We start from the raw sequence: 21,202 nt of genomic DNA on the forward strand, positions 1-21,202 counted from the left end.
GCTCGTCCTTCACCTGGATCGGCATGCCCGTTCAACGCACTCCTTTTGTCATCGCCGCAGCTGCCCTCCTGGCCTTGTCGCTACAGGTCACCGCCCATGCAGCCGGCAAGCCCGCCAATCGCGACGACGTCAAGGCCTACGCGCTGCAGCTGTGCCTGGACAACAACTATGAGCGTAGCGGCAAATACACCTCCGACCAGCTGCGCGATCGCTCGTATCTGCTGACGACCTACGCGCTCGACAATGCCAAGACCGGTGCCACCGACCGCCTGCACCGTTTCGTGGCCGAGCAGACGGCAGACTTCCATCGCGCCGAAGTGCCGATGAAGGACGAAGCCCGCCGCGGTCCGTTCAACAGGATCTTCGCGCAATGCATGGCGTTCTATCGTTCGCCCGCGTTGAACGAGTTCATCGCGCACAAGCTCTGACGGCCATTGCGGCAAGCTCACCGTTCGAGCGCGGCGGATGGATCGGCACGACCGATCCAGCGCAGCTCCCCCGCCCGCAGCGTACGGCGCGGCTGCCGGTCTCCGGTCTCCGGTCTCCGGGCGCGCAGACATCCGTGCCGGGATTTGCGTGACGCAGTCGCAGGCCCGACCACCTCGCAATCGTCTGACGCAGCGCCGCTCGCCGCCTGGCACATCCTCCCCATGCTTCGACAGGAGCCGTCATGTCCGCATCTTCTCCACGCACTTCCCGCCGCCAGCTGCTGCGCCTCGCGCTGGCCGCGGGCACGCTGGGCGTGGCGAGCCCGCTGGGTGCCGCACTCCGGCGCGAGCCGAAGGACGCCATTGCGGCAGCGGACCCGGCATCGCCAGCGCCCTTCCCGGCCAACGGCAGCGTGCTGGTCCTGCTCGGCACCAAGGGCGGCCCCACGCCCTCACCGCTGCGCGCCGCAGCCGCCAATGCGCTGGTCATCGACGGGCAGCCCTATCTGATCGACTGCGGCAATGGCGTTGCACAGCAGCTGGCCAGGGCCGGCATCCGCCTGCCCGCGCTGCGCGACATCTTCCTGACCCATCACCACTCCGACCACAACGCCGACCTGCTCAACGTGGTCTGGCTGGCGTGGGCCAGCGGACTGCAGACGCCGGTGCATTTGTACGGCCCGCCCGGTATCGCCAGGATGGTGGATGCCTTTGTCGAGATGAATGCCATCGACATCGATGCGCGCATCCGCGAAGAAGGCCGCCCGCCGTTCAAGCAGCTGATCCATGTGCACGAATTCGACCAGCCCGGCACGGTGCTGCAGAACGACCAGGTCACCGTCACCGCGACGCTGGTGGATCACTACACGCTCAAGCCGGCGTTCGCCTATCGTTTTGCCGCGCGCGACCGCACGGTGGTGTTCTCCGGCGATACGCGTTACCTGCCCGCACTGGCCGAATTCGCGAAGGACACCGACATCCTGGTGCACGAGGTGATGTATCTGCCCGCGCTGGAAAAGATGCTCAAGACCAACGACAACGCACCGACCTTGCTCGACCATCTGCTCAAGAGCCATTCCACCAGCGAAGAAGTGGGCAAGATCGCTTCAGCAGCCAACGCAAGGATGCTGGTGCTCAATCACTTTGTGCCTGGCGGCGACCCGACGATCACCGATGCGATGTGGAGCGAGGGCGCGCGCAAGCACTATGCCGGGCCGATTGTGGTCGGCAAGGATCTGATGCGCTTGTAGCGAAGCAGTTGGGCACTGTAGCGATGGATCCGGCTGCGCACTGTCATCAGCGCACTCGACCTGTAGCCGGCGGTGATGTCGCCAACCGCTATCAAAGCGGCACGCAATCTCCAAACACCGCGTAGAGCGGGCATGGCACAGCACGCGACACTGCATCTGTGGTCTTGTGTGTCCAAGAGCGGCTAACACGTAGCAAGCAGTCGCCAGGTGGACGTGGACGGCGCGCTCGGAACCGGGGTGGAAGGGCGCAACGAGCGTTTCCGGTGATGCTCAATCGCGCGCGAGCGCGCTCCTACATTGGTCTGGCCCGTGCCGACTGCCCGTACCGGCCTGCCTTACCGACTGCATGGAGCATGCCGCCCGTGCCGTGTCGCGTTGCCGAGCCAGGCCAGGACGTGCTGGCGCCGTGCCAGTTGTGGGCAGCGGCTGCGCCTGCCTGCCGGCGGCGCCCCAGCGTTGCCAGCCGCTCTACGTCACCACCGGACTGCGTAGGCCCCACACGCCCGCACCTGCCTTGCAATACGCGTCGATAAACGCCTGCTGCGACGGCATCTGGTCCACCGCGTGCCGGATCGGCTGGGCAATGCCGTCGAGCAGGCGACGCAGATCGTGATCGGACATCGCGCGCGCCAGCGGGTGATGCTGCGCGGGCACGATGCCCTGCCCCATCAAGACGTGGGTCCAGGAGTCCACGCGGAACAGTTCATCGGCCGCTTGCCAGGCATGTGCGCGTTCGCGCCAGGCGCGCAGGCGCAACGCGAGCGATGCGGGCAGCTCCATCGCGCGGCACTGGCGCCACAGCGGCTCGTCGCGCTGGGTGGCGTGGTAGTGCAGGATGATGAAGTCGCGCACGTGCTCCATCTCGGTGCGGCTGATGTCGTTGAACAGGTCCACCTGCGAGGGCGCGATGCCGTCTGCCGGGAACAGGGTGATCAGCCGCACCACCGCGGCAATGGTGAGATGGATGCTGGTGGATTCCAGCGGTTCGATGAAGCCGCTGGCCAGGCCCAGCGACACCACGTTCCGGTTCCAGGCCTTGCGCCGGCGTCCGGTGCGGAACGGCACCAGCCAGGGATCCTTCAGCGCTGGCGCGGCCACATCGCGCAGCAGCCTGGCATGCGCTTCGTCGTCGGACAGGTGCTTGCTGGAAAACACCAGGCCGTTTCCCACCCGATGCTGCAATGGAATCTGCCAGCGCCATCCGGCTTCGTGCGCGATGGCACGGGTGTACGGCACCGGCGGGCCAAGCGCCTGGGTCTGCACCGCCACGGCGCGATCGCAGGGCAACCAATGGCTCCAGTCTTCGTAACCGGTGTGCAGCGCCTGTTCGATCAGCAGGCCGCGAAAGCCGCTGCAATCGATGAACAGGTCGCCCTCGAGCACCTGCCCGTCTTCCAGCACCAGGCTGGCGACATCGCCACTGTCCGGTTGCAGTGCCACCTGCTGGATCCTGCCTTCGATGCGCCTGACACCGCGGGCCTCGCTGCGCGTGCGCAGGAACCTGGCATACAGCGCGGCATCCAGGTGATAGGCGTAATTGACCGCGGGCTCGCGCAGCAGTGCGAAGCGATCCAGGCGCGAGGCCACGGTTTCCAGGCAGTAATCGCCAAAGCTGCCCGGCATGCCGCGGCGCTGGCTTTCCAGCCACAGATGGTGGAAGGCGCACACCAGCGTGCTTTGCCCGGTGATGCCGAACGGATGGATATAGCGCTCGCCCTGGCGGCGCCAATGCTCGAAGGAGATCGACAACTTGAAGGTGCCGGCAACCGCGCGCAGGAATTCCTGCTCGTCGATCTGCAGGAAGCGATGGAAGCTGCGGATCGGCGGCACCGTGGATTCGCCCACGCCCACGGTGCCGATCTGCTCGGACTCGACCAGGGTGATCTCCAGCAGGTCGCGGAACTGATGCGACAGCGCGCAGGCGGCAATCCAGCCGGCGGTGCCGCCACCGGCAATGACGACCTTGCGAATCGGGGCCTGGCTCACTGCGCGCTCCTGTGGGGTGGATGTCGGTTGGCAGGCACAGCATCGTGCTCGAACGTGTGGGTGACGCAGAAGCCACACAGTGACCGATCGTCCGGGTGGCCTACGCGGATGCCGCACACCGGTCGCGCCGGACGGCGCAGCTGCGCAGTGGTCCGGCCAGTCGCCTGGACGCCGATCGCGCACATCAGCGGTTGAGCCTGCCGATCAACATCGCGCGCAGCTGTCGCGCGAGGGTGGGATCGATCGGGCCCAACGCATGCCGCGCCTGCTCGGGCAGGTGCTCGCCCGCGCGCTCGGCCGGACCGAACACGTAGTAGTCGAACAGGGCGCGCCATGCCGCTTTTTCCGCTGCCGGGCGGTCGCGGATGGACCACAGCGCGTGATACAGCGCCGGCATCGGCGCCGGCAGGTGCGCAGGCACGCTGTTCCACCAGTAGTTGACCAGCACGTTGAATGGCTGCAGCGAGTGCACGTGATGCCACCACATGCCGGGAATGAACAGGGCATCGCCCGGCTCCAGCACGGCGGTGCGTGCCTGCGCCAGCGCCTGGGCAAAGCGTGGATACCGCAGCAGATCCGGGTTGGCGATATCCACCATGCTGACGACCTGCCCGCCCGGCGTGGGATCCAGCGGGCCGGGATACAGGTTGGCCACCTGCGCGGGCGGAAACAACGTGAAGCGACGTTGCCCCACCGCGCAGCACGCCAGGTTGTTGGGGACATCGTAATGGCAGGAGGCGATGACGCGATTGCCGATCCAGATGCTCGGCTGCACCGCGATGCCGCTGGCGGCCACATCCAGATCATTGCCCGCGCGCAAGCCCGGCAGGTTGTCGTCGATCGGCAACGACGCCAGGTAGTAGGTGGGCGGCTGCGGGTCATCGCGATGCGTGACAATGGCCTCCAGCAAGCTGCTCAGGCTGCCACGCTGCACATCGAAATTCAGCGCGCTGCAATCGTCGCTGTAGAACGGGCGGCTCGCAATCTCCGGGCCGCCATGGGAATACTGCAAGGCGCGCCCGCCATCGTGCGCGCGCAGCAGCGCCATCGCCTCGTCGGCGCTGCGCAGCCCGGCCTGCACCAGCGACCAATGGCGTGCGATGCCACGCAGCACCACCGGCTCGGCCGCCTCGCACAGCGCAGCAAGCGGCAGCGCGCCGGGATGGCAATCGCGGCACTCGGCGATGGGCGCGATGGAGGAAATGGCTGCGCCGGTCGTCATGCGCTCAGGCGAATGCGGCGGTCGCAGATGCAGCGTGCACCTGCTGCAGGCGGCGCTGCTTTTCGGCCATCAGCCGGCGCACGTTGTGCAGCGAGGCCAGCATCAGGAACGCAGCCTCCAGATGGCCGGCCCGGTGCAATTGCTGCAACGACGACGCATCGAGTGCAGCAAGCCGCTCGCGGTCGATGACGAACAGGCCTTCCAGCGTGGTGGCGTGGGTGGCATCCAGCGTGACATCCAGCTGCACCGGCTGGATCAGCCCCAAGGTGTCGAAGGCGGCCGCCATCGCCTGGCCGGCATCCACACCGTCGTGAATGCCGCGCAGCACATCGATGACATGCTCCAGATACGGGCTGTGGCCGCCCTGCGGCAGAAACACCGCCTCGCCTTCATGGCGGCTGACGCGTGGATGCTCCAGATCGACATGGATCACCGGCGCCTGTGCCAACACGCCATCGATGCGCTGCTCCTGGAAGCCGATCAAAAATGGCCCCTTGGCCACGATGCCCGGCAGATAGCTCGCTGCCCAGCGCCCCTCCTGCAGGAACAGGTTCTCGTCCTGCGCAAAGCCCAGCAGCGCGACCGACTGGTAGCCGCCGGCGGCAGCATCCTTGCGAAAGAACAACGGATACTCGCGCTGCAGCTCGGCGTACTCGGTGACAAAGGCCGGCACCAGGCCGAGCGCGTCGCCGAACTCGGCACCAAAGCGCAGGATGACGCGCAGATCGTGATGCGCCACGTTGTTGAGCACTGCGTACCGCGTCATCTGAAACTCCCACGGTGCTCCGCGATGGAGCACCGCATTACGAGGAATGCGTCGATCGCGCCGCCCGGTGCCGCGCCTGCCGTGGCGAGCATTGCCAAAAAGCGACAGGCCGGCAAGCGGCACAGCAGCATCGGAGCCAGCCCTGCCGCAAGCCGCGTCGCTGCGCCCATTGCGGGGTGAGCTGAGCGCAGCCGGCCTGTCAGAACGCGTAACGCACACCCAGCGTGTAGCGCGGCTGCTGGTCGATCAGGCGGATGATCTGCTTGTCCGAGCGCCCATGCCAACGCACGTCTTCGCCGGTCAGGTTGATCGCCTCAAAGCCCACGGAAAGCTGCTTGCTGAAGCTGTAGCTGACGCTGAGATCCCACTGCTGGTAGGCCTCGACGTAGTACGGATTGCGGTTGGCATTGTCCTGGTTGGCGGCGATCAGGTATTCGTCGCGCCAGTTCCAGGCCAGACGCGCGCTCCAGCCGTATTTTTCGTACATCAGCATCACATTGGCGGTGTCGCTCAGGCCGAGCAGCGCGAACTGGTCGCGATCGATCACGGTATTGTCGAAGCCCACATCGCCTTCGACGATGGTGTAGTTGGCATAGATGCCGAAGCCGGTGGTGTCGAAGAAGTACTGCCCGCCCAGTTCCCAGCCGTGGATATTGGCCTTGTTCTGGTTGACCGGGCGCGACACATCGAACTGATACAACGGGTCGGAGGCATTGCCGACGATGTCGTAGGCGTTCTCCAGTGCCAGGCTCTGCGCGGAGCTGCCGTTGTAGGCAGCCAGCCCGCCGGTGGCTGCGGCGTTGCGCAGCAAGGCCATCGCCGCAAACAGCGAGGTGTCGTTGGCCGAGCACGCAGCGGCGACGTCGTTGCCCGAGGCACCCACTTGCGCTGCGCAGGCCCCGCTCTGCAGGAACGCCAGCGCTGACTGTGCATCCGGGCCGGAGGTGGGATCGCTCAGCCCGTACAGGGATTCGCGCGAGACCGTATTGCCGATGAAGTTGCTGACGCGCTTGTTCCAGAACGTGGCCGACACGTAGCTGGCATCGGCGAAGTACCACTCCAGCGCCAGGTCGAGGTTGTCCGATTCCAGCGGATCCAGCTGCGGATTCTGCGCGCTGCCGCCAGCCCGGTTGGAGGGATTGATCAGGATCGAGCCATTGGGCGTATTCGGCGTCGGGCCGGCGATCAGGTTGTTGTAGGGCGCCCGTGCGATGGTCTGGCCGAACGAGGCGCGCCCCTTCAGCTGATCGGAGATGTCGATGCTGAAGTCCAGATTGGGCAGGATGTAGTTGTAGCTGGTCTTTTCGCTGAAGGGCTGCTGCTCGGTGGAACGCAACAGCTGGAAGTCGTTGTTGGCCTGCCACAGCAACGCCGTGGGCGTGGCCACCTGCGAGGTGGATTCCACATCGGTACGCTCGTAGCGCAGGCCCAGCCGGGTATTGGTGGTCATGCCGGAGATGTCGCCCTTCAGTTCCAGCTGCACGTAGGCGGCGCGGGTCTTCTCTTCCACCTGGTTATCGGCGCTGTACTGCGGGTTGTAGCGGGTCGTGGCGCCGTACTGGCTGCCACCCCACAGCGCCAGCTGATCGGCATCGCCGCGCCATGCATTGGGCGCGGCGCCGTTGGCGTTGAAGTCCTTGAACATGCCGGTGATGCTCACCGGCCGCAGCAGCGCCTGCATGCCGGGCTCGTTGCCGGCGTTGGCCACGCCCCAGTCGCCCAGCGTGGAGTTGGTGTCGCTGGTAAGCCGGTTCATGGTGGTATTGGCGGTACTCACGCCGAACTGGAAGCGCCCGTCCTCGAAGTCGAAGGTGCCGTCCATGCGGCCTTCCTTGATCTCGGTGACCTGCGATTGATAGAAGATGCGCAGGACCTGCGAGCCGAGTTCGGCGGGGGTGAAGTCCGGGTTGAGCACGCCGTTGGTGCCGGCCAGGGAATCGGCCGCGGTGGGATACCAGGTGCGCGCGCCGATCGGCAGCCCGCCATTGAAGCGCAGCTCCTGCCCCCACTGGCCGCCACAGGACGGGCCGTTGCTGCAGTTGTTGGTGCCGGCGAAACTGAAATACGTGGCGCTGCCGCCGGTGACCGGGTCGTTGGGCAGGCTCTTGGTCTTGGAGTTGTGCGCATCGAAGGACAGCTGGAAGCGGTCGTTCACCTGCCAATCGGCATTGAAGCCGAGCGAGCCGAGCGTGTACTTCTGCTCGTTGCGCTGCTGCTCCATGCCGAAGTCCTTGGCACCGTTGGGCACATCGCGCAGATACACCGGGGTGGCCACCGCCTGGCCGGTATCGAAGGTCAGATCGGTGAAGCTGTTGGCACGCTGCAGCCAGATGCCCTGCTCGCCGCGCTCTTCGCGGATCTCGTTGGACGAATAGGTGTAGTCCAGGGTCAGGGTCAGGCTGTCGCTGGGGGCGAACTGCATCACCGCCTGGCCGTTAGTGCGCTCGCGCTGGAAGTCGGCGAAGGCATAGCGCAGGTCGTTGGGCATGCCGTACAACTGGCCGATCGCCGGGGCGTTGGTCACCACCGCATCCGGACGCAAGGCCGGATCGGTGCCGGTCCAGCGCTGGATGTTCCAGGTGTTTTCGGTGGCCTGCACCGAGCCGCCGTGGCGCTTCTGATAGCTGCCGCTCAAGCCGATACCGAAGGTCTTGTCGGGATTGGTGTAGCTGAAGATGCCGGAGACTTCGGGGGTGAGCGAATCGCCGAACGGCTGTGAACGATCCGACACCATCTTGGCGCCGGCATTGGCCACCACGCCGGAATGGTTGAACGGCTTGTCGGTCTGGATGTTGATGGTGGCGCCGATCCCCCCGCTGGGTGCGGTGGCGCGGCTGGTCTTGTAGACCTCGATCCCGGTGATGGCCTCGGAGGCGAGCTGGGCGAAATTGAATGCACGCGTGCCCACATCCACACCCCCGATCGGGGTCTGGCCAGGCGCGCCGAATGCATCGGCGCCGGGAATCAGGCGGCCGTTGAGGGTGACCGTATTGAACTGCGGGCCGAAGCCGCGTGCGGTGACCTGCGCGCCTTCGCCGTCGCGGCGCTCGATCGAGATGCCGGTGATGCGTTGCAGCGACTCGGCCAGATTGGTGTCGGGAAATTTGCCGATGTCTTCGGCGCTGATCGCATCCACCACGCCGGCAGCATCGCGCTTGATGCCCATCGACTGGTCCAGGCTGCTGCGGATGCCGGTCACGTTGACCGCATCCAGGGTGGTGGCAGTTTGTGCGCTGGACTGCGGCGGCGACACCTGCTGCGCAGGAGCCTCCTGCGCGAAGGCCGGATTGATCACCAGGATGCCACCGACAAAGGTGAACATGGCCTTCGACTTCACATTGCTCAACGTACGACGCATCGATCTATCCTCGGGTCTGGTCCAACACCCACGGCCGTGGTCGCGGAATGCGACGCGGCGCTTGCCTGGCCACGCACCTTGGACGGCACACGACCTGTCTGCCTGCAGCACTTCATCCGACCCGCCGCCTCGAACGCCGGCAGATCCCCCTTGATGCCAGCCGTGCGTGCCACGTTCCTGACGAACGCGGCCTGCGCCTCGACCTGTACAGCACCTGCGACTGCCTTCCCAATCGGTACGCCTGCGCCCCGCGTGCCATGAGCGCCCCTGCACGCAACCCCGTGCCAGCACGCGATGCAGGACTGATAGCGCTAACACGCGGCGCAGCCTAGTCACGCGTGCCGGGGCTTGTCACCGTGCGTTGCAGCAAACACACAAGGCCACACGCAGGCACGAAACACCGCGCGCGCTTGAGTCCGCAGCCCGGATGCAGACGCAGCGTGGCTGTAAGCGTTACCAGCGGGCGACCGCAAAAATTGCGCCGCAATGGCGTTGCCGCATCTCATTGCCGCGCAGCGCGGACACGGCATGGAACCGTTGCGCAAAGCGTCGCGGTGATCGCAACGCGGCAGCCTTCAGTGGCGATGCGCTCGGCGACGCGTGCACCTGGCAGCTGGCGCCGATGCGCGTGCATCGCGGCGCGTCTGCGCATGACATCGGCCGCACGCCGCCACGAAAAACGGCGCAATCGCTGCAATCGATTGCGCCGTTGGCTACGATGAGACGCGTGTGCCGCAAGCCTGCAACAGCTGCGCCATTGCAGCGCCGATGCATGCATCGGCAGCCGCTAGCCGATCGTGTTTACCTGGTTGTCGCCACGCTGGGCATCGGGCAATACATGGTCCGGATCCAGCGTCACATGCAGCACTTTCTGCGTGGTCGGCAGCGTCAGCTTGGGTGCGGTGGTCTGCAGCCAGGTTTCCACCGGCACGCGACGGTCCAGATGGCTGCCGTCGGCCAGATCCACCCGCACGGTGACCGGCATCACCAGCTTCTGGCTGCTGCGCAGCGTGAGTTGCAGGCCCTTGGCAGGATCGTGATCGATGTAATGGGCCTCGCTGATGCCCATATCCAGCTGCCAGTTGTTGAGATACCAACCGCGCCACCACCAGGCCAGATTCTCGCCACTCTCGCTTTCCATCAGCCGGAAGAAATCCGATGGCGTGGGGTGCTTGTAGGCCCAGGTTGCGATGTATTTGCGAAAGGCCGGATCGAAGCGTTCCGGCCCGAGGATCTGCTCGCGCAACAGCACCAGCCCCAATGCGCCCTTGAAATAGGTCAGTGGATGGCGGTAGGTCTCGCTGGTGGAATCGGCATTGTCCATCAACGTCGGCGCGCGGGTATCGGCCAGCAACGGCAGGATTTCATCGACCGGGTTGCCGCCCTTGGGCGCATATTCCGAGTCGCGCTTGGGTGCGTACTCGCCCTTGTTGAAGGCATCGGACGCATAGACATCGATGAAGGTATTGAAGCCTTCGTCCATGAATGCATGCCGGCGCTCATTGGAGCCGACGATCATCGGGAACCAGGTGTGGCCGATCTCGTGCGCGGTGATCCAGAACAGCTCCTTGCCGCCATCTTCGAAACCGTCAAAGACGATGCCGGGATACTCCATGCCCGCGCCGTAGCCGCCCAGGTTGATCGCGGCCGGCCACGGATACGGGTACCACTGCGAGAAATGTTCGATCGCGCCTTTGACGTATTCGGTGGAGCGGTTCCACTTGTCCGCGCCCACGCCTTCCAGCGGGTACACCGACATCGCCAGCGACTGCTTGCCGCCCGGCAACTTGATGCGTGCGGCATCCCATACAAACGCAGGCGAGGCGGCAAACGCCACATCGCGGGTGTTGTCCATATGGAAGCGCCAGGTGCGCGTGCTGCTCCCCGCTGGCCTGGCAGCGCGCGCGCCCACTTCCTCGGGCGTGCGGATCAGCACCGTGCGATCGCTGCCACGCGCCTGTTGCAGGCGTTGTTGTTCGGTGCGGCTGAGCACCTCGGCCGGATTGGTCAGTGCGCCGGAGCCGGCCACCAGGAAGCCCTCCGGCACGGTCACCGCATAGTCGAAGTCGCCGTACTCCAGATAGAACTCCGAGCCCAGGTAAGGCTGCGTGTCCCAGCCGCGCAGATCGTCGTACACGGCCATGCGCGGATACCACTGCGCAATCTCGTAGATCTCGCCCTGCTTGCTGGCACTGACCGCGGTACGCCCGCCCCAGGTGCCCGGGATCGTGTAGCGGTAGCGGATATGCACGGTCAGCGCCTTGCCCTGCCCCGCCAACGGCTGCGGCAGGTCCACCCGCATGCGGGTGTCGTCGACGACGAAGTGCGCAGGCTGGCGACGCCCGCCGTCGTCGATCTCGACACTGGCGATCTGCACGCCGTCGGTGAACTGGGTCCGGCGCGACGGCCGGCTGGCGGCAGCACGCGCATCGGCGCGGTAGATGTTCTGGTCCAGCTGCAGCCACAGCACGTCCAGCGTGTCCGGGCTGCGGTTGGTGTAGTGGATCGCCGCCTCGCCCGTGAGCGTATGCGTTGCCGGGTCGATGCTGGCGTCGAGGCTGTAGTCGGCGCGGTTCTGCCAGAACAACGGGCCAGGCACGCCGCTGCCGCTGCGGTAGGCGTTGGGTGCGTCGGGCAGTTGCAGCGGTGCGAACAGGGCCAGCGGATCGAACGTGCTCGCCGGCGCGGTGGCGTTGGTTGCAGGCGCGGCCTGCGCGTTGGCGGTGATGCACGCCAGCGACAGCGCAACGGCGAGTGATCGGCGCAAGGTGGGGAACATGCGTAAGGTCCTGCGGCGGAGGGAACCCCCATCCTAAAGTCGCCTTCGCCCCTCACGGCACTGCCATTGGTCCCGGTTGCGGCTGTAACCCGGGACGGCGACAGTCGCGCCCGGGGCATGCAAGCGGCGCAGCAGCTGCGGCCCGCGCATGGCCTGCAGATGCCGATCGCGCCCGCGCTGCCGTCAGGCAGCGCAGCCGGCGCGCTCCTCCTCAGTCGGCAGCAAGCCGCGACAATCGCAAGGCACCATCCCCACCTTCGGCCAGCGTGTCGCCCGGATTGCTCAACCGGCAGCGGCGCAGCGACAGACAGCCGCAGCCAATGCAGTCGGTGAGCTGGTCGCGCAAGGCCTGCAGCTCGGCGATGCGCGCATCCAGCTGCCCACGCCAACGCGCCGACATGCGTGCCCATTCCGCACGGGTGGGCGTGCGCTGGTCCGGCAGCACCGAGAACGCGTCCAGCACCTGCTGCAACGGCACGCCGAGCCGTTGCGCGACGCGGATCACGGCGATGCGTCGCAGCACATCGCGCGCATAGCGGCGCTGGTTTCCTGCCGTGCGCAGGCTTTGGATCAGGCCTTTGCGCTCGTAAAAATGCAATGCCGACACCGCCACGCCACTACGCCTGGCCACCTCACCCACCGACAACTCACGCTGCATTGCCTTGACCTCAACCTTGGTTGAGGCAGGATGCTGCGCGGCCACGAGCGGTGCAAGCACCGTGCTCATGGTTCTACACACTGCCGTCCTGGATGTTCGATGACTACCGATACCGCCCTATCCGCCGCCTCGCCTGGCGACACCCGCCCCACCTCCATCCTGGCCGCTCCGTATCGCGCGGCGACGCTGGGCATGGTGGCGCTGGTGTCGCTCAACGCCTTCGAATCGCTGGCGGTGGCCGCCGCCATGCCCACCGTTGCGCGCGCATTGAACGGCTTGCCACTGTACGCGCTGGCATTTGGCGGCACCTTGGCGACCAGTGTGGTCGGCATGACGGCTGCCGGGCGCTGGAGCGACCGTCGCGGCCCGGGTGGCGCGCTGGCTTACGGCCTGCTGTGTTTTGTGATCGGCCTGCTGGTGGCAGGGCTGGCACCGAGCATGCCCGTGCTGATTGCCGGGCGCCTGCTGCAGGGCCTGGGCGCCGGCGCGTATTCGGTGGCGCTGTACGTGATCGTCGGGCGCCTGTATCCGGACGCCTTGCGGCCGCGCGTGTTCGCCGCGTTTTCGGCCGGCTGGGTGGTGCCCTCGTTGATCGGGCCGGGCATCAGCGGGTTGATCGTGCAGCACGTGGGCTGGCGCTGGGTGTTCCTGTCGGTGCCGCTGCTGGCGATCCCGGCCGGGTTGATGCTGTGGCCGGCGATCCGCGGGCGCAGCTGGTCGAGCGACACCACCGACGCATCGCATTCCGCGTTGCGCTGGGCGATCGGTGCGGCCCTGGGTGTGCTCGGCGTGTATCTGGGCGGGCAGCTGCACGGCCCGGTCGCGTTGCTGGCGATGCTGCCGGCACTGCTGCTCAGCGTGTGCTGCGCCTGGCGGCTGTTGCCGACCGGCACGCTGCGGCTTGCGCGTGGCCTGCCCAGCGTGATCGCGCTGCGCGGTATCGCAGCGGCGGCCTTCTTCGGGTTCGAGGCGTTCCTGCCGTTGCTGCTGTCGCGCGAACGTGGCCTGTCGCCGCTGCTGGCCGGCGTGACGCTGAGCGTCGGTGCGCTGGGCTGGTTCAGTGGCTCCTGGTACCAGGGCCATAGCCGCGCCGGCTGGTCGCGGCCACGCCTGCTCAAGACCGGTGCGTGCTTCATGTCGCTGGGCATCGTGATCAGCGCAGGTGCGGTGTGGCCGGTCATCCCGGTGCCGGTGGCGATTGCCGGCTGGGCGCTGACCGGCCTGGGCATGGGCCTGCTGTATCCGAGCCTGTCGGTGTTGACGTTGTCGCTGTCACCGCCGGCGCAGCAAGGCGCCAACAGTTCGGCGCTGCAGTTGAGCGAGGCGATCGCGGTGGCCGGCATGCTGGCGCTGGCCGGCGCGCTGTTTGCCGCGCTGCTGGCCTCCGCGACCTCGGCCGCGTACCTGAGCGTGTTCGCCCTGGCGTGGCTGCTCGCCGTGGCGGGCTTTTTCGTGGCGCGGCGGGTGTGATGGCTGCGCGGTGTGCGCAAGCTGTCGCCGCAGGCGCGCACTGGTCGCAAGCGCAGGCGCATCGCGGTCGGTCGCTGCGTATCGTGCGCCTTGCATGCACCGCACGTGCGCCCTGCACGATTCGCATGCTCAGCACCGCGCGTTGGCAGGGCGCACTGCAGGCCAGCGCATCGCAGCGATCGGGGCGCACGCGACTTTGCCGATCCTACCGGGATCGCTGCGATCGCGAGGGAACCACCCGGCCCGCGAACGGCTGGTCATTTTTTCACCACCCATCTTGACAGCGTTGCAGGCCGGGGCCTGCGCCCACTTGTCCACAGCCTTGTGCAACTTCCATCCACAGGGGGTGTGGAAAACCTGCGCTGCCCGGCAGGCCGCGCGGGGCTTGCGTGCCATCGCGGCGTGTGTCAGGCAGTGCGGAGCGGCAGTTGCGCCACAGAGCGCGCACGTGGCGTCCAACGCAGCTGCGCCCCAGACCAACCCCACGCATCACGAGGCAAGGCGATCGCGCCACACGGCACCGCCACCTCGCAGTGGCGACGCACACCCTTTGCTGCGTCAGTCCACGATCACGTGCGGCACGAAGCGCGAGGTGTCGCGGGTGATCGGGCCATCGTCGTCGCGCATGCCCAGCCCGGCAGGACGATCGGCCACCACCCAGCTGCCGACCAGGGCGTGCCGGCCATCGAATACCGGCAACGGATGGTGCGCCTGCAGGATCGCCGGCCCGTCCACATACGGGCCGTCTGTGTGCGCCGCCTCGCCCTGTGCGCTGACGAGGGAAATATTGGCACCCTCGCGCGACAGCAGCGGCTTGCGTACCCAGCCTGCCGTCGGTGCCTGGCCGGTTTGCGCAAAGCGCGCCGGCAGCAGATTGGGATGGCCCTGATGCCGCTCCCACAACAGCGGCAGGATGCCCTTGTTGCTCAGCACCGATTTCCATGCCGGCTCGATCAGGCGCACACGGTTGGCAATCAATGCCGGGCCGAAGCGTTCTTCCATCATGAATTCCAGCGGGTAGAGCTTGAACAGCGTGTGGATCACCCGGTCCTGCTCATCGGTGAACCAGCCATCGGCGCTCAGGCCGATGTCCTCGATGGCCACTTCCTCGGTGCTGATGCCCACCTGATGCGCGCAGTCGCGCAGGTAGCGCACCGTGGCGCGGTCTTCCAGCGAGTCGCGCACCGCGGAAAAATGCATCTGCGCGCCAAGCGCGCCATCGGCCGCCAACGCGCCCAGGGTTTCGCACAGCAGGTCCTGGATCAGGTTGTACTGATCGGTGCCCTTGGGCAACGCACCGGCGGCAATCTGCTGTTCCAGCCACAGCCACTGGAAATACGCCGATTCGTACAGCGAGGTCGGCGTGTCGTAGTTGAGCTCGTACAACTTGGCCGGGCCGTTGCCGGCATAGGCCAGGTCCATGCGGCCGTATAGATGCGGGTCGCGGTTCTTCCACGAGGTGGCGACCCAGTCCCAGTAGAACGGCGGAATCGCCAGCTGCGTCATCAGCTGTTCCGAGCCCACCACCTCGTCCACCAACTGCATCGCCATGTCGTGCAGTTCCTGCGTGGGCGCTTCGATGTCGTCCTCGATCTGCTGCAGCGTAAACGCGTAGTACGCGCTTTCGTCCCAGTAGCGCTCGCCGTCGATGGTGTGGAAATGGAAACCGAGCGATTCGGCCTGTTCGCGCCAGTCCGGGCGCTCGGCGATTGCGATCCGTTGCATGTCAGCCGCCGTACCCGGAGCTGCGCCCGCCGCTGCCGAACGAACTGCGCGCGGCCGCACTGGAGCCGAAACCCGAGCGCGACACGGTGATCGCCCGCGACGGCATGTCGATGGCGCCGCTGCGCCCGCGCACGGTGCCGACGCGGTTGCTGGCCAGATCGCCATTGGGCTTGTAGTACCCGCCGCTGCGGTAATCGCGGTACAGCGGCATCGCGCCGCCATAGCGGTAACCGCCACCACCGGTCATGTTGCCCAACGCGTAACCCAGCAGGAACCCGCCCATCGGCGGGATCCAGCTCTGCTGGCCCTGCGCCGTCTGCACCGCCGTGCAACTGCCGAACTGCTCGTCGCACTCGTAGCGCGTACTGAAGCGCGGCGCGGCCTGCTGATGCTTGGCCACCGCCTCGTCATAGGCCTTGAGGCATTGCTGGATGTCGGTCTGTTCCTGCTTGATCTGGTAGCAGTCGGAGGCCGACTGCAGTACCACCCCTGTCTCCGGTTCGGAACCGCAGCCGGTGACGAGGGCGGCCGGCAATGCGGCCATCAAGGTGAGCTTGAGGTTGCGTGATCGCTTCATGCCTGCCTCCGTTACGGCGTGATCGCCGCGGCATTGATCAGCCCGACCGCGATCGACACGCCGGCCGAGAAGATGCCGGCGGCGGTGACGTTGTCGGTGATCTGCCGCGAGATGCGCCCGGCCACCAGGTTGGCCAGCAGGTACGCCACGATCTGGATGCCGCAGGCGACCGCGCCCCAGATCAGCGCATCGACCAGGCTCACCGAATGGGTGATGGCCGAATGCAGCGGCAATGCCACACCGATCAGGTTGCCGGCCAGGGCGGTGGCCGCCGCCACGTTGCCCTGCCGCAGCAGGGTGAAGTCCTTGTGCGGGGTGACCAGGGTCACCAGCACCACCGCCACGATCAACACGCCCAGGCCGGTGCCGAAGTAGGAAAGAAACGCGAGAAAACTCTGCAGGTTGATCGGGTTCATGACAGGACCAGGGTAAGTGGAGGACGAGCGCGCACGCTCAGGTGATATCCAGATCGGCAACGGTGACATCGATGCCGACCGCATAGGTGACGCAGAATTCATTGGGGCCGGAATCCTCGCCGGTGACCAGCAGGAATTCCTCACGCTGCAACTCCGGCACATCGCGGCTGTAGAGCATGGCGTAATGGGTCAGATCGCCATCGCGGCGCGGCGGCTGATAGCGGTACAGCACCTCGTCGTAGGCGATCGGCGGAATCCGCGCGGCATCGTCGGTGGACTGCGTGGCGCGTTGCCAGCGCTTGCCGGCGTAGTCGATCTGCGCCGCACCCAGATGCGGATGCTGCATCACGAACTCCTGAAACGCCTGCTTGCTGGGCGGATTGACCGTCTCGCAATACACGAAGGCCTTCATCGCCTCCAGATCGCCGCCCACGGTGGTGACCTGCAGGAACGCGTCATCGTCCAGGTAGAACCGATGCAGGGAATAGCCATCGCCCAGATTGACGTGGCCGTAGCACGGAATGCCTTGATGCCCGCCCGGCAACTCGGCGGTCATGGCCTCCGGTGCCATGCGGTACAACGTGGTATCGATCTCCAGCTGCCCACCCACGCGCAGCCCCAGCGGCAGCGCGTGACCGATGGCGCCGGTGCCGGAGCTGGGCAACGGCGGCGGTTGTGGTTGACCGAACAACTTGCTGAAAAAACTCATCGTCATGCACCTTGTGGCGATGGGGAACGGGACACGGCCGCAGTGCGCAGGGCCTGCCATGCGATGGCATGCACGGGCACGCGCTGCTCGGCCAGGTAATACAGCATGGCACCGGCCGGCACGGCGGTGTGTGCGGGCGGGTTCAAGCGCAGCGCGCCGTCGGGCGCGCGCAGGCCCAGCAGCAGGGCGCCACGCTGGCCGAAATCGGCGGCCAGCACGCGGTACTCCAGCGGATCGACATCCGCAGGAACCGCCAGGCCGAACTGGGTCGGACCATCGTCCACCGACAGCAGCTCGGCGGTGATCGCCGCGCTGCCCGGGTCCTGCGCAGCGCGCGCCAGGATCTCGGCAGTCATCGGCCGTGTGCATTCGATCGCCGGATAGTGGCAACCAACCAGCCGCGCCGCGCTGGCCGAGGCGAAGTGCGCCACGATGTGCGCACGCGGCGCATGTGCCATCAGCGCGAACACCGCTGCCAGGGTCTGGTCGTCCGAGGGCGGGTTGACGATCACCCGCGCCGCACCCGCGATACCCGCACGCAGGTAGACCTCGGTGTGCGTGTACGACTCGGCGGCGATGAAGCGCATGTGGTCAGGCATCGGGTTCTCGGCCACGCCCTCGGCGATCAGCACCACGCCTTCGTCGTCGGTGGCGGTGTCGGACAGCAGCAGCTCCAGCAAGCGCGTGGACGCGGCGCCCTGCCAGCCGATCAGGATGGTGTGCCCGCGCAGATCGGCGTAAGCCATCTTGCCCATGTGGTGGCGCCTCCAGAAGGTGATGAGCACGCCGCTGGTCTTGGCCAGCACCGTGGCAAACAGTGCCACTGCGCCCGGCATCAACACGAACGCGGCGATGTAGCGCCCGGCCACCGAACCCGGCGACAGGTCGCCGTAGCCGATGGTGGTGGCGGTGGTCATGTAGTAGTACGGAAACGCGTCCAGGCCAACGAGCTTTTGCTCGCCGGCCAGCAGCAGCAATACCCAGCTCAGCCCCATGTGCGCCAGCAATGCCAGCGCCACCATGCCCCAGCTGACGCGGCGCACGTGGCGCCGCACCACCCGCAACAGCTTTCCGACGATGATCATGGCGCGTCCTGTGCCGTGCGGCCGGTCAGCTGTCGCTGCGCGGAACCTGCTGCACGTCGCGCACCTGGCCGATCAGCGGCGCGCTGCCGCCGGCGCTGTCGTGGCCGAGCTGGGCCGGCTTCTTGAAGCGTGCCAGCACCGCGGCGGCGTTGGATTCGCCCTCCATCAGGCCGGCCGCGGCCAGGCGCCGGTTCAGATCGCCATCGCCGCTGGATGCTTCCAGCTCTTCGGCCGATTCGATGCGTGCGGAGGTTTCGGCCTGACGCGCCTTGATCCGCTCCAGCGATTCCAGTGCCGAGCCCATCTTGCTGCTGGCGCCGGAATGGCGCGCGGCAATCGCCGCCTGCGCCTTCTGCACTGCGTCGGTGGCCTTGACCGTGTCGATCTGCTGGCGCATGCCGCGCAGCTGGTTCTCGGTCTTCTGGATGGTGGCCTTGAGCGTCACCACCGACTGGTCCAGCGATGTCTTGGAGGCCTTGTCGCCGGCATCCTCGCTTTCCAGCGCGGCCAGTTTGGTCGCCACATCATGGGCCAGCGATTCGTCGCCCTTGGCCAGCGCACCTTCGATATAGCGCGTGTATTCGGCCATCTTGCCGGCGCGCGCGTCGATCTTCTGCTGGGCGAGTTTGCTCTGGGCCATCAGCTTGGTCAGCTCTTCGCGCGAACGCGTGAGCTGGGCGCCGGCATCGCGCATTTCCTGGTCCAGGATGCGCAGCGCGTTGGCGTCGACCGCCTTCTGGCCGGTTTCGTGTGCAGTGCCACGCAGCAGCGTGATCAGCTTTGAAAAGATACTCATGACAACACGCCTTTAGGAAAAGAACGGCTTGAGAGATTCGGCGGCATCCAGCGTATTGGCCGCCAGGGTCTGGATTTCCTCGTCGATCTGGTCCAGCGTGGACGACGCCGACAGTTCGCCGAAGACCACGTAGCTATCCTTGCCGTCAACCTGCACCAGGCCCAGGTTGGACAAGGGATTGAGCGGGTTGAGCCGCAGGCAGGCGTCGTTGAACGCCGCGCGGTCGCTGACCTGGTCGGCGTTGGCCAGCAATGTGGAAACGAACACCTGCGAGCCGGAGGCGGCGACCTGGATCTGCATGTCGCCATGGTCGGCCAGGGTGAGGTTGATGGCCGGTTCCAGCCCATCGATCAGCTCGACCTCGATCGGCTGGTCGCGGTAGCGCTCGGCCAGCAGGCCGTGCAATTCGACAGTGGTGTACTGCGTCATACGATGTCCTGTCCTTTGGTCATGCGGCGGTGGTGAAGCAACTGCGGTGATGGAGCTGCGGTGATGCAGCAACATGCGTGCAATGGGCGGACATACTACAGACTGTCCGCGACCGGCAGAAAGGGCCGGAAGTCAGCCGGTCAGGCCAGCTGCAGGCGGTAGTAGACCACCCGTTCAGTTGGCTCGAAGCCGCACGCCGCATGCGCCGCCTGGGCGCCGCCGTCGTCCAGCTGCGCATCGGAGGCCAGCTCCGTGCAACCCCGATCGCGTGTCCACTCCACTGCCGCCGCCACCAGCGCGCGACCGAGCCCGCGACCGCGCCAGGCCGGAGCCACATACCAGCCTTCCAGAAAACCCACCGGCGTGCTTTCGGTGCCATTGACGTAGTCGTGGCGCACCGACACCTCGGCAAACCCGAGCGCCGCATCCGCCTCGTCCACCACCAGCAGATGGCTGGCGTCTGCACGCGCCAGCGCGGCCTGCAGTTCGGCGACGCCATCGTCGGCAACGCTGTCCTCGGCATCCGGCCACAAGGCCTGGCGCAAGGCCAGCAAGGCCTGCGCATCGGCGCCCACCGCCGCGCGCACCCGCCACCCGGCCGGCGTACTCACGGATACAGCATCCGCTTGCTCCAGTGGCTGGCCGCATCGGCCTCGTACCGCCAGCGCTCGTGCAGGCGGAACCTGGCGCCATACCAGAACTCGAACGCCTGCGGCACCACCCGGAACCCGCCCCAGCCATCCGGACGCGGCACCTCGCGGCCTTCGAAGGTGGCTTCCACCTTGGCGATGGCCGCGTCGAACTCCTCGCGCGAGCCCAGCGTCTGCGACTGCAGCGAGGCCCAGGCACCGATCTGGCTCATGCGCGGGCGCGAGGCGAAGTAGGCATCGGCCTCCTCTGCACCGACCAGCTGCACGCCGCCTTCGATGCGCACCTGGATGCCGGCCTCGCGCAGGCTGCGCCACAGGAACAGCAGCGCGGCCTGCGGATGGGTCTGCAGGTCGCGGCCCTTGGCGCTGTCCAGATGGGTGTAGAACACGAACCCGCGCGCATCGAAGGCCTTGAGCAAGACGGTGCGTGCGCTCGGCCGGCCGTCGACGCTGGCGGTGGCCACGGTCATTGCGCTGGCTTCGAGCTCGGCGCCGGCGTGCGCCTCGGCGTACAGCGCGGTAAAGGTGGCAAGGGCTTCTGCATACAGATCGGTCATGACGGTGCGAGGGCAGCAAGATTGGCGCCTATTGTGGGCGCATCGCGCCTGCTTCGCCTATGTGCGGCGGCCGACAGCGGCGTGCCCGCCGCCAGGGCTGCGGCTGACGCCGGCAAGGCACGTCGGGCGCGTGTTTCCCGGCGTCTTCGCACCACAGACGCCTGCCGCCAGGCGCTCGCCACGCGGTGCGCGCCGCCGATCAATCGCCAGCCATGGCTGCGGTCGATCTCCCCCCAGCGGGGTGTCGAAGCTGCGGCGCGCAGCCGACGCGCGCCCGCGGAAATGGTTTCAGTCCATGCCGACCAGCCCGATGCACGGGCCTGAATGCTACGATCCCTGCG

The 21,202-nt window shown here is 66.7% G+C and carries 18 protein-coding genes and 1 other RNA gene; 3 read left to right on the forward strand and 16 right to left on the reverse strand.

From position 1 onward, the window contains the following. The first annotated feature begins 23 nt into the window (after window positions 1-23). Together EO141_RS10500 and EO141_RS10505 are read left to right on the forward strand one after the other, a co-directional pair. Entirely contained in the window at window positions 24-428 is a 405-nt protein-coding gene (locus EO141_RS10500; RefSeq protein WP_127169140.1) for a hypothetical protein, read from the forward strand. Window positions 429-670: 242 nt separating this feature from the next. Further along, on the forward strand, window positions 671-1,678 hold the full coding sequence (locus EO141_RS10505) for an MBL fold metallo-hydrolase (RefSeq protein ID WP_127169141.1): 1,008 nt from the start codon (window positions 671-673) through the stop codon (window positions 1,676-1,678). A gap of 180 nt (window positions 1,679-1,858) precedes the next feature. Here the strand turns inward: EO141_RS10505 and EO141_RS10510 are convergent. From EO141_RS10510 to soxR, 7 genes are all read right to left on the reverse strand, one after another. Further along, window positions 1,859-1,929: non-coding RNA, sX9 sRNA (locus EO141_RS10510), on the reverse strand. A gap of 217 nt (window positions 1,930-2,146) precedes the next feature. After that, window positions 2,147-3,664, reverse strand: a complete 1,518-nt coding sequence (locus EO141_RS10515) for a tryptophan halogenase family protein (RefSeq protein WP_127169142.1) — start codon at window positions 3,662-3,664, stop codon at window positions 2,147-2,149. A 184-nt stretch (window positions 3,665-3,848) separates the two neighbouring features. Further along, the gene (locus tag EO141_RS10520; protein WP_127169143.1) at window positions 3,849-4,886 is read right to left on the reverse strand and encodes a cupin-like domain-containing protein; all 1,038 of its coding nucleotides are present in this window, start codon (window positions 4,884-4,886) and stop codon (window positions 3,849-3,851) included. 4 nt (window positions 4,887-4,890) lie between these two features. Next, window positions 4,891-5,652, reverse strand: coding sequence for a SapC family protein (locus EO141_RS10525; protein ID WP_127169144.1), 762 nt, complete (start codon window positions 5,650-5,652; stop codon window positions 4,891-4,893). Window positions 5,653-5,851: 199 nt separating this feature from the next. Further along, window positions 5,852-9,010, reverse strand: coding sequence for a TonB-dependent receptor (locus EO141_RS10530; RefSeq protein ID WP_164739155.1), 3,159 nt, complete (start codon window positions 9,008-9,010; stop codon window positions 5,852-5,854). 787 nt (window positions 9,011-9,797) lie between these two features. Further along, window positions 9,798-11,789: a M1 family metallopeptidase gene (locus EO141_RS10535; RefSeq protein ID WP_164739156.1), complete on the reverse strand. Its 1,992-nt coding sequence runs from the start codon at window positions 11,787-11,789 to the stop codon at window positions 9,798-9,800. A gap of 211 nt (window positions 11,790-12,000) precedes the next feature. Next, window positions 12,001-12,447: a redox-sensitive transcriptional activator SoxR gene (soxR, locus tag EO141_RS10545; protein ID WP_104583137.1), complete on the reverse strand. Its 447-nt coding sequence runs from the start codon at window positions 12,445-12,447 to the stop codon at window positions 12,001-12,003. A gap of 99 nt (window positions 12,448-12,546) precedes the next feature. Here soxR and EO141_RS10550 point away from each other — a divergent pair, with 99 nt between their 5' ends. Beyond that, on the forward strand, window positions 12,547-13,917 hold the full coding sequence (locus EO141_RS10550; protein ID WP_127169145.1) for an MFS transporter: 1,371 nt from the start codon (window positions 12,547-12,549) through the stop codon (window positions 13,915-13,917). A 558-nt stretch (window positions 13,918-14,475) separates the two neighbouring features. Here the strand turns inward: EO141_RS10550 and EO141_RS10560 are convergent. The 9 genes from EO141_RS10560 to pdxH form a co-directional block, all read right to left on the reverse strand. Then, complete coding sequence (locus EO141_RS10560; RefSeq protein WP_127169146.1) at window positions 14,476-15,642, reverse strand: glutathionylspermidine synthase family protein; 1,167 nt, start codon at window positions 15,640-15,642, stop codon at window positions 14,476-14,478. A 1-nt stretch (window position 15,643) separates the two neighbouring features. Further along, window positions 15,644-16,219: a DUF1190 domain-containing protein gene (locus EO141_RS10565; protein WP_104583026.1), complete on the reverse strand. Its 576-nt coding sequence runs from the start codon at window positions 16,217-16,219 to the stop codon at window positions 15,644-15,646. Window positions 16,220-16,230: 11 nt separating this feature from the next. Beyond that, window positions 16,231-16,635: a DUF350 domain-containing protein gene (locus EO141_RS10570; protein WP_047126964.1), complete on the reverse strand. Its 405-nt coding sequence runs from the start codon at window positions 16,633-16,635 to the stop codon at window positions 16,231-16,233. Between the two features lie 37 nt (window positions 16,636-16,672). Continuing rightward, entirely contained in the window at window positions 16,673-17,350 is a 678-nt protein-coding gene (locus EO141_RS10575) for a YjfK family protein (protein WP_164739157.1), read from the reverse strand. Next, entirely contained in the window at window positions 17,347-18,429 is a 1,083-nt protein-coding gene (locus EO141_RS10580; RefSeq protein ID WP_127169147.1) for an ion channel, read from the reverse strand. The genes EO141_RS10575 and EO141_RS10580 overlap by 4 nt, the downstream gene beginning before the upstream one ends. 25 nt (window positions 18,430-18,454) lie before the next feature. Continuing rightward, the gene (locus EO141_RS10585) at window positions 18,455-19,225 is read right to left on the reverse strand and encodes a PspA/IM30 family protein (protein WP_104583023.1); all 771 of its coding nucleotides are present in this window, start codon (window positions 19,223-19,225) and stop codon (window positions 18,455-18,457) included. 12 nt (window positions 19,226-19,237) lie between these two features. Further along, window positions 19,238-19,654, reverse strand: a complete 417-nt coding sequence (locus EO141_RS10590; RefSeq protein WP_005995044.1) for a YjfI family protein — start codon at window positions 19,652-19,654, stop codon at window positions 19,238-19,240. Between the two features lie 140 nt (window positions 19,655-19,794). Beyond that, window positions 19,795-20,265, reverse strand: a complete 471-nt coding sequence (gene aac(6'), locus EO141_RS10595) for an aminoglycoside 6'-N-acetyltransferase (protein WP_127169148.1) — start codon at window positions 20,263-20,265, stop codon at window positions 19,795-19,797. Beyond that, complete coding sequence (pdxH, locus tag EO141_RS10600; RefSeq protein WP_104583021.1) at window positions 20,262-20,861, reverse strand: pyridoxamine 5'-phosphate oxidase; 600 nt, start codon at window positions 20,859-20,861, stop codon at window positions 20,262-20,264. The genes aac(6') and pdxH overlap by 4 nt, the downstream gene beginning before the upstream one ends. Window positions 20,862-21,202: the final 341 nt, after the last annotated feature.

The sequence above is a fragment of the Xanthomonas sp. BRIP62415 genome, from assembly GCF_003993515.1.
GTDB classification, from domain to species: Bacteria; Pseudomonadota; Gammaproteobacteria; order Xanthomonadales; family Xanthomonadaceae; genus Xanthomonas; species Xanthomonas euroxanthea.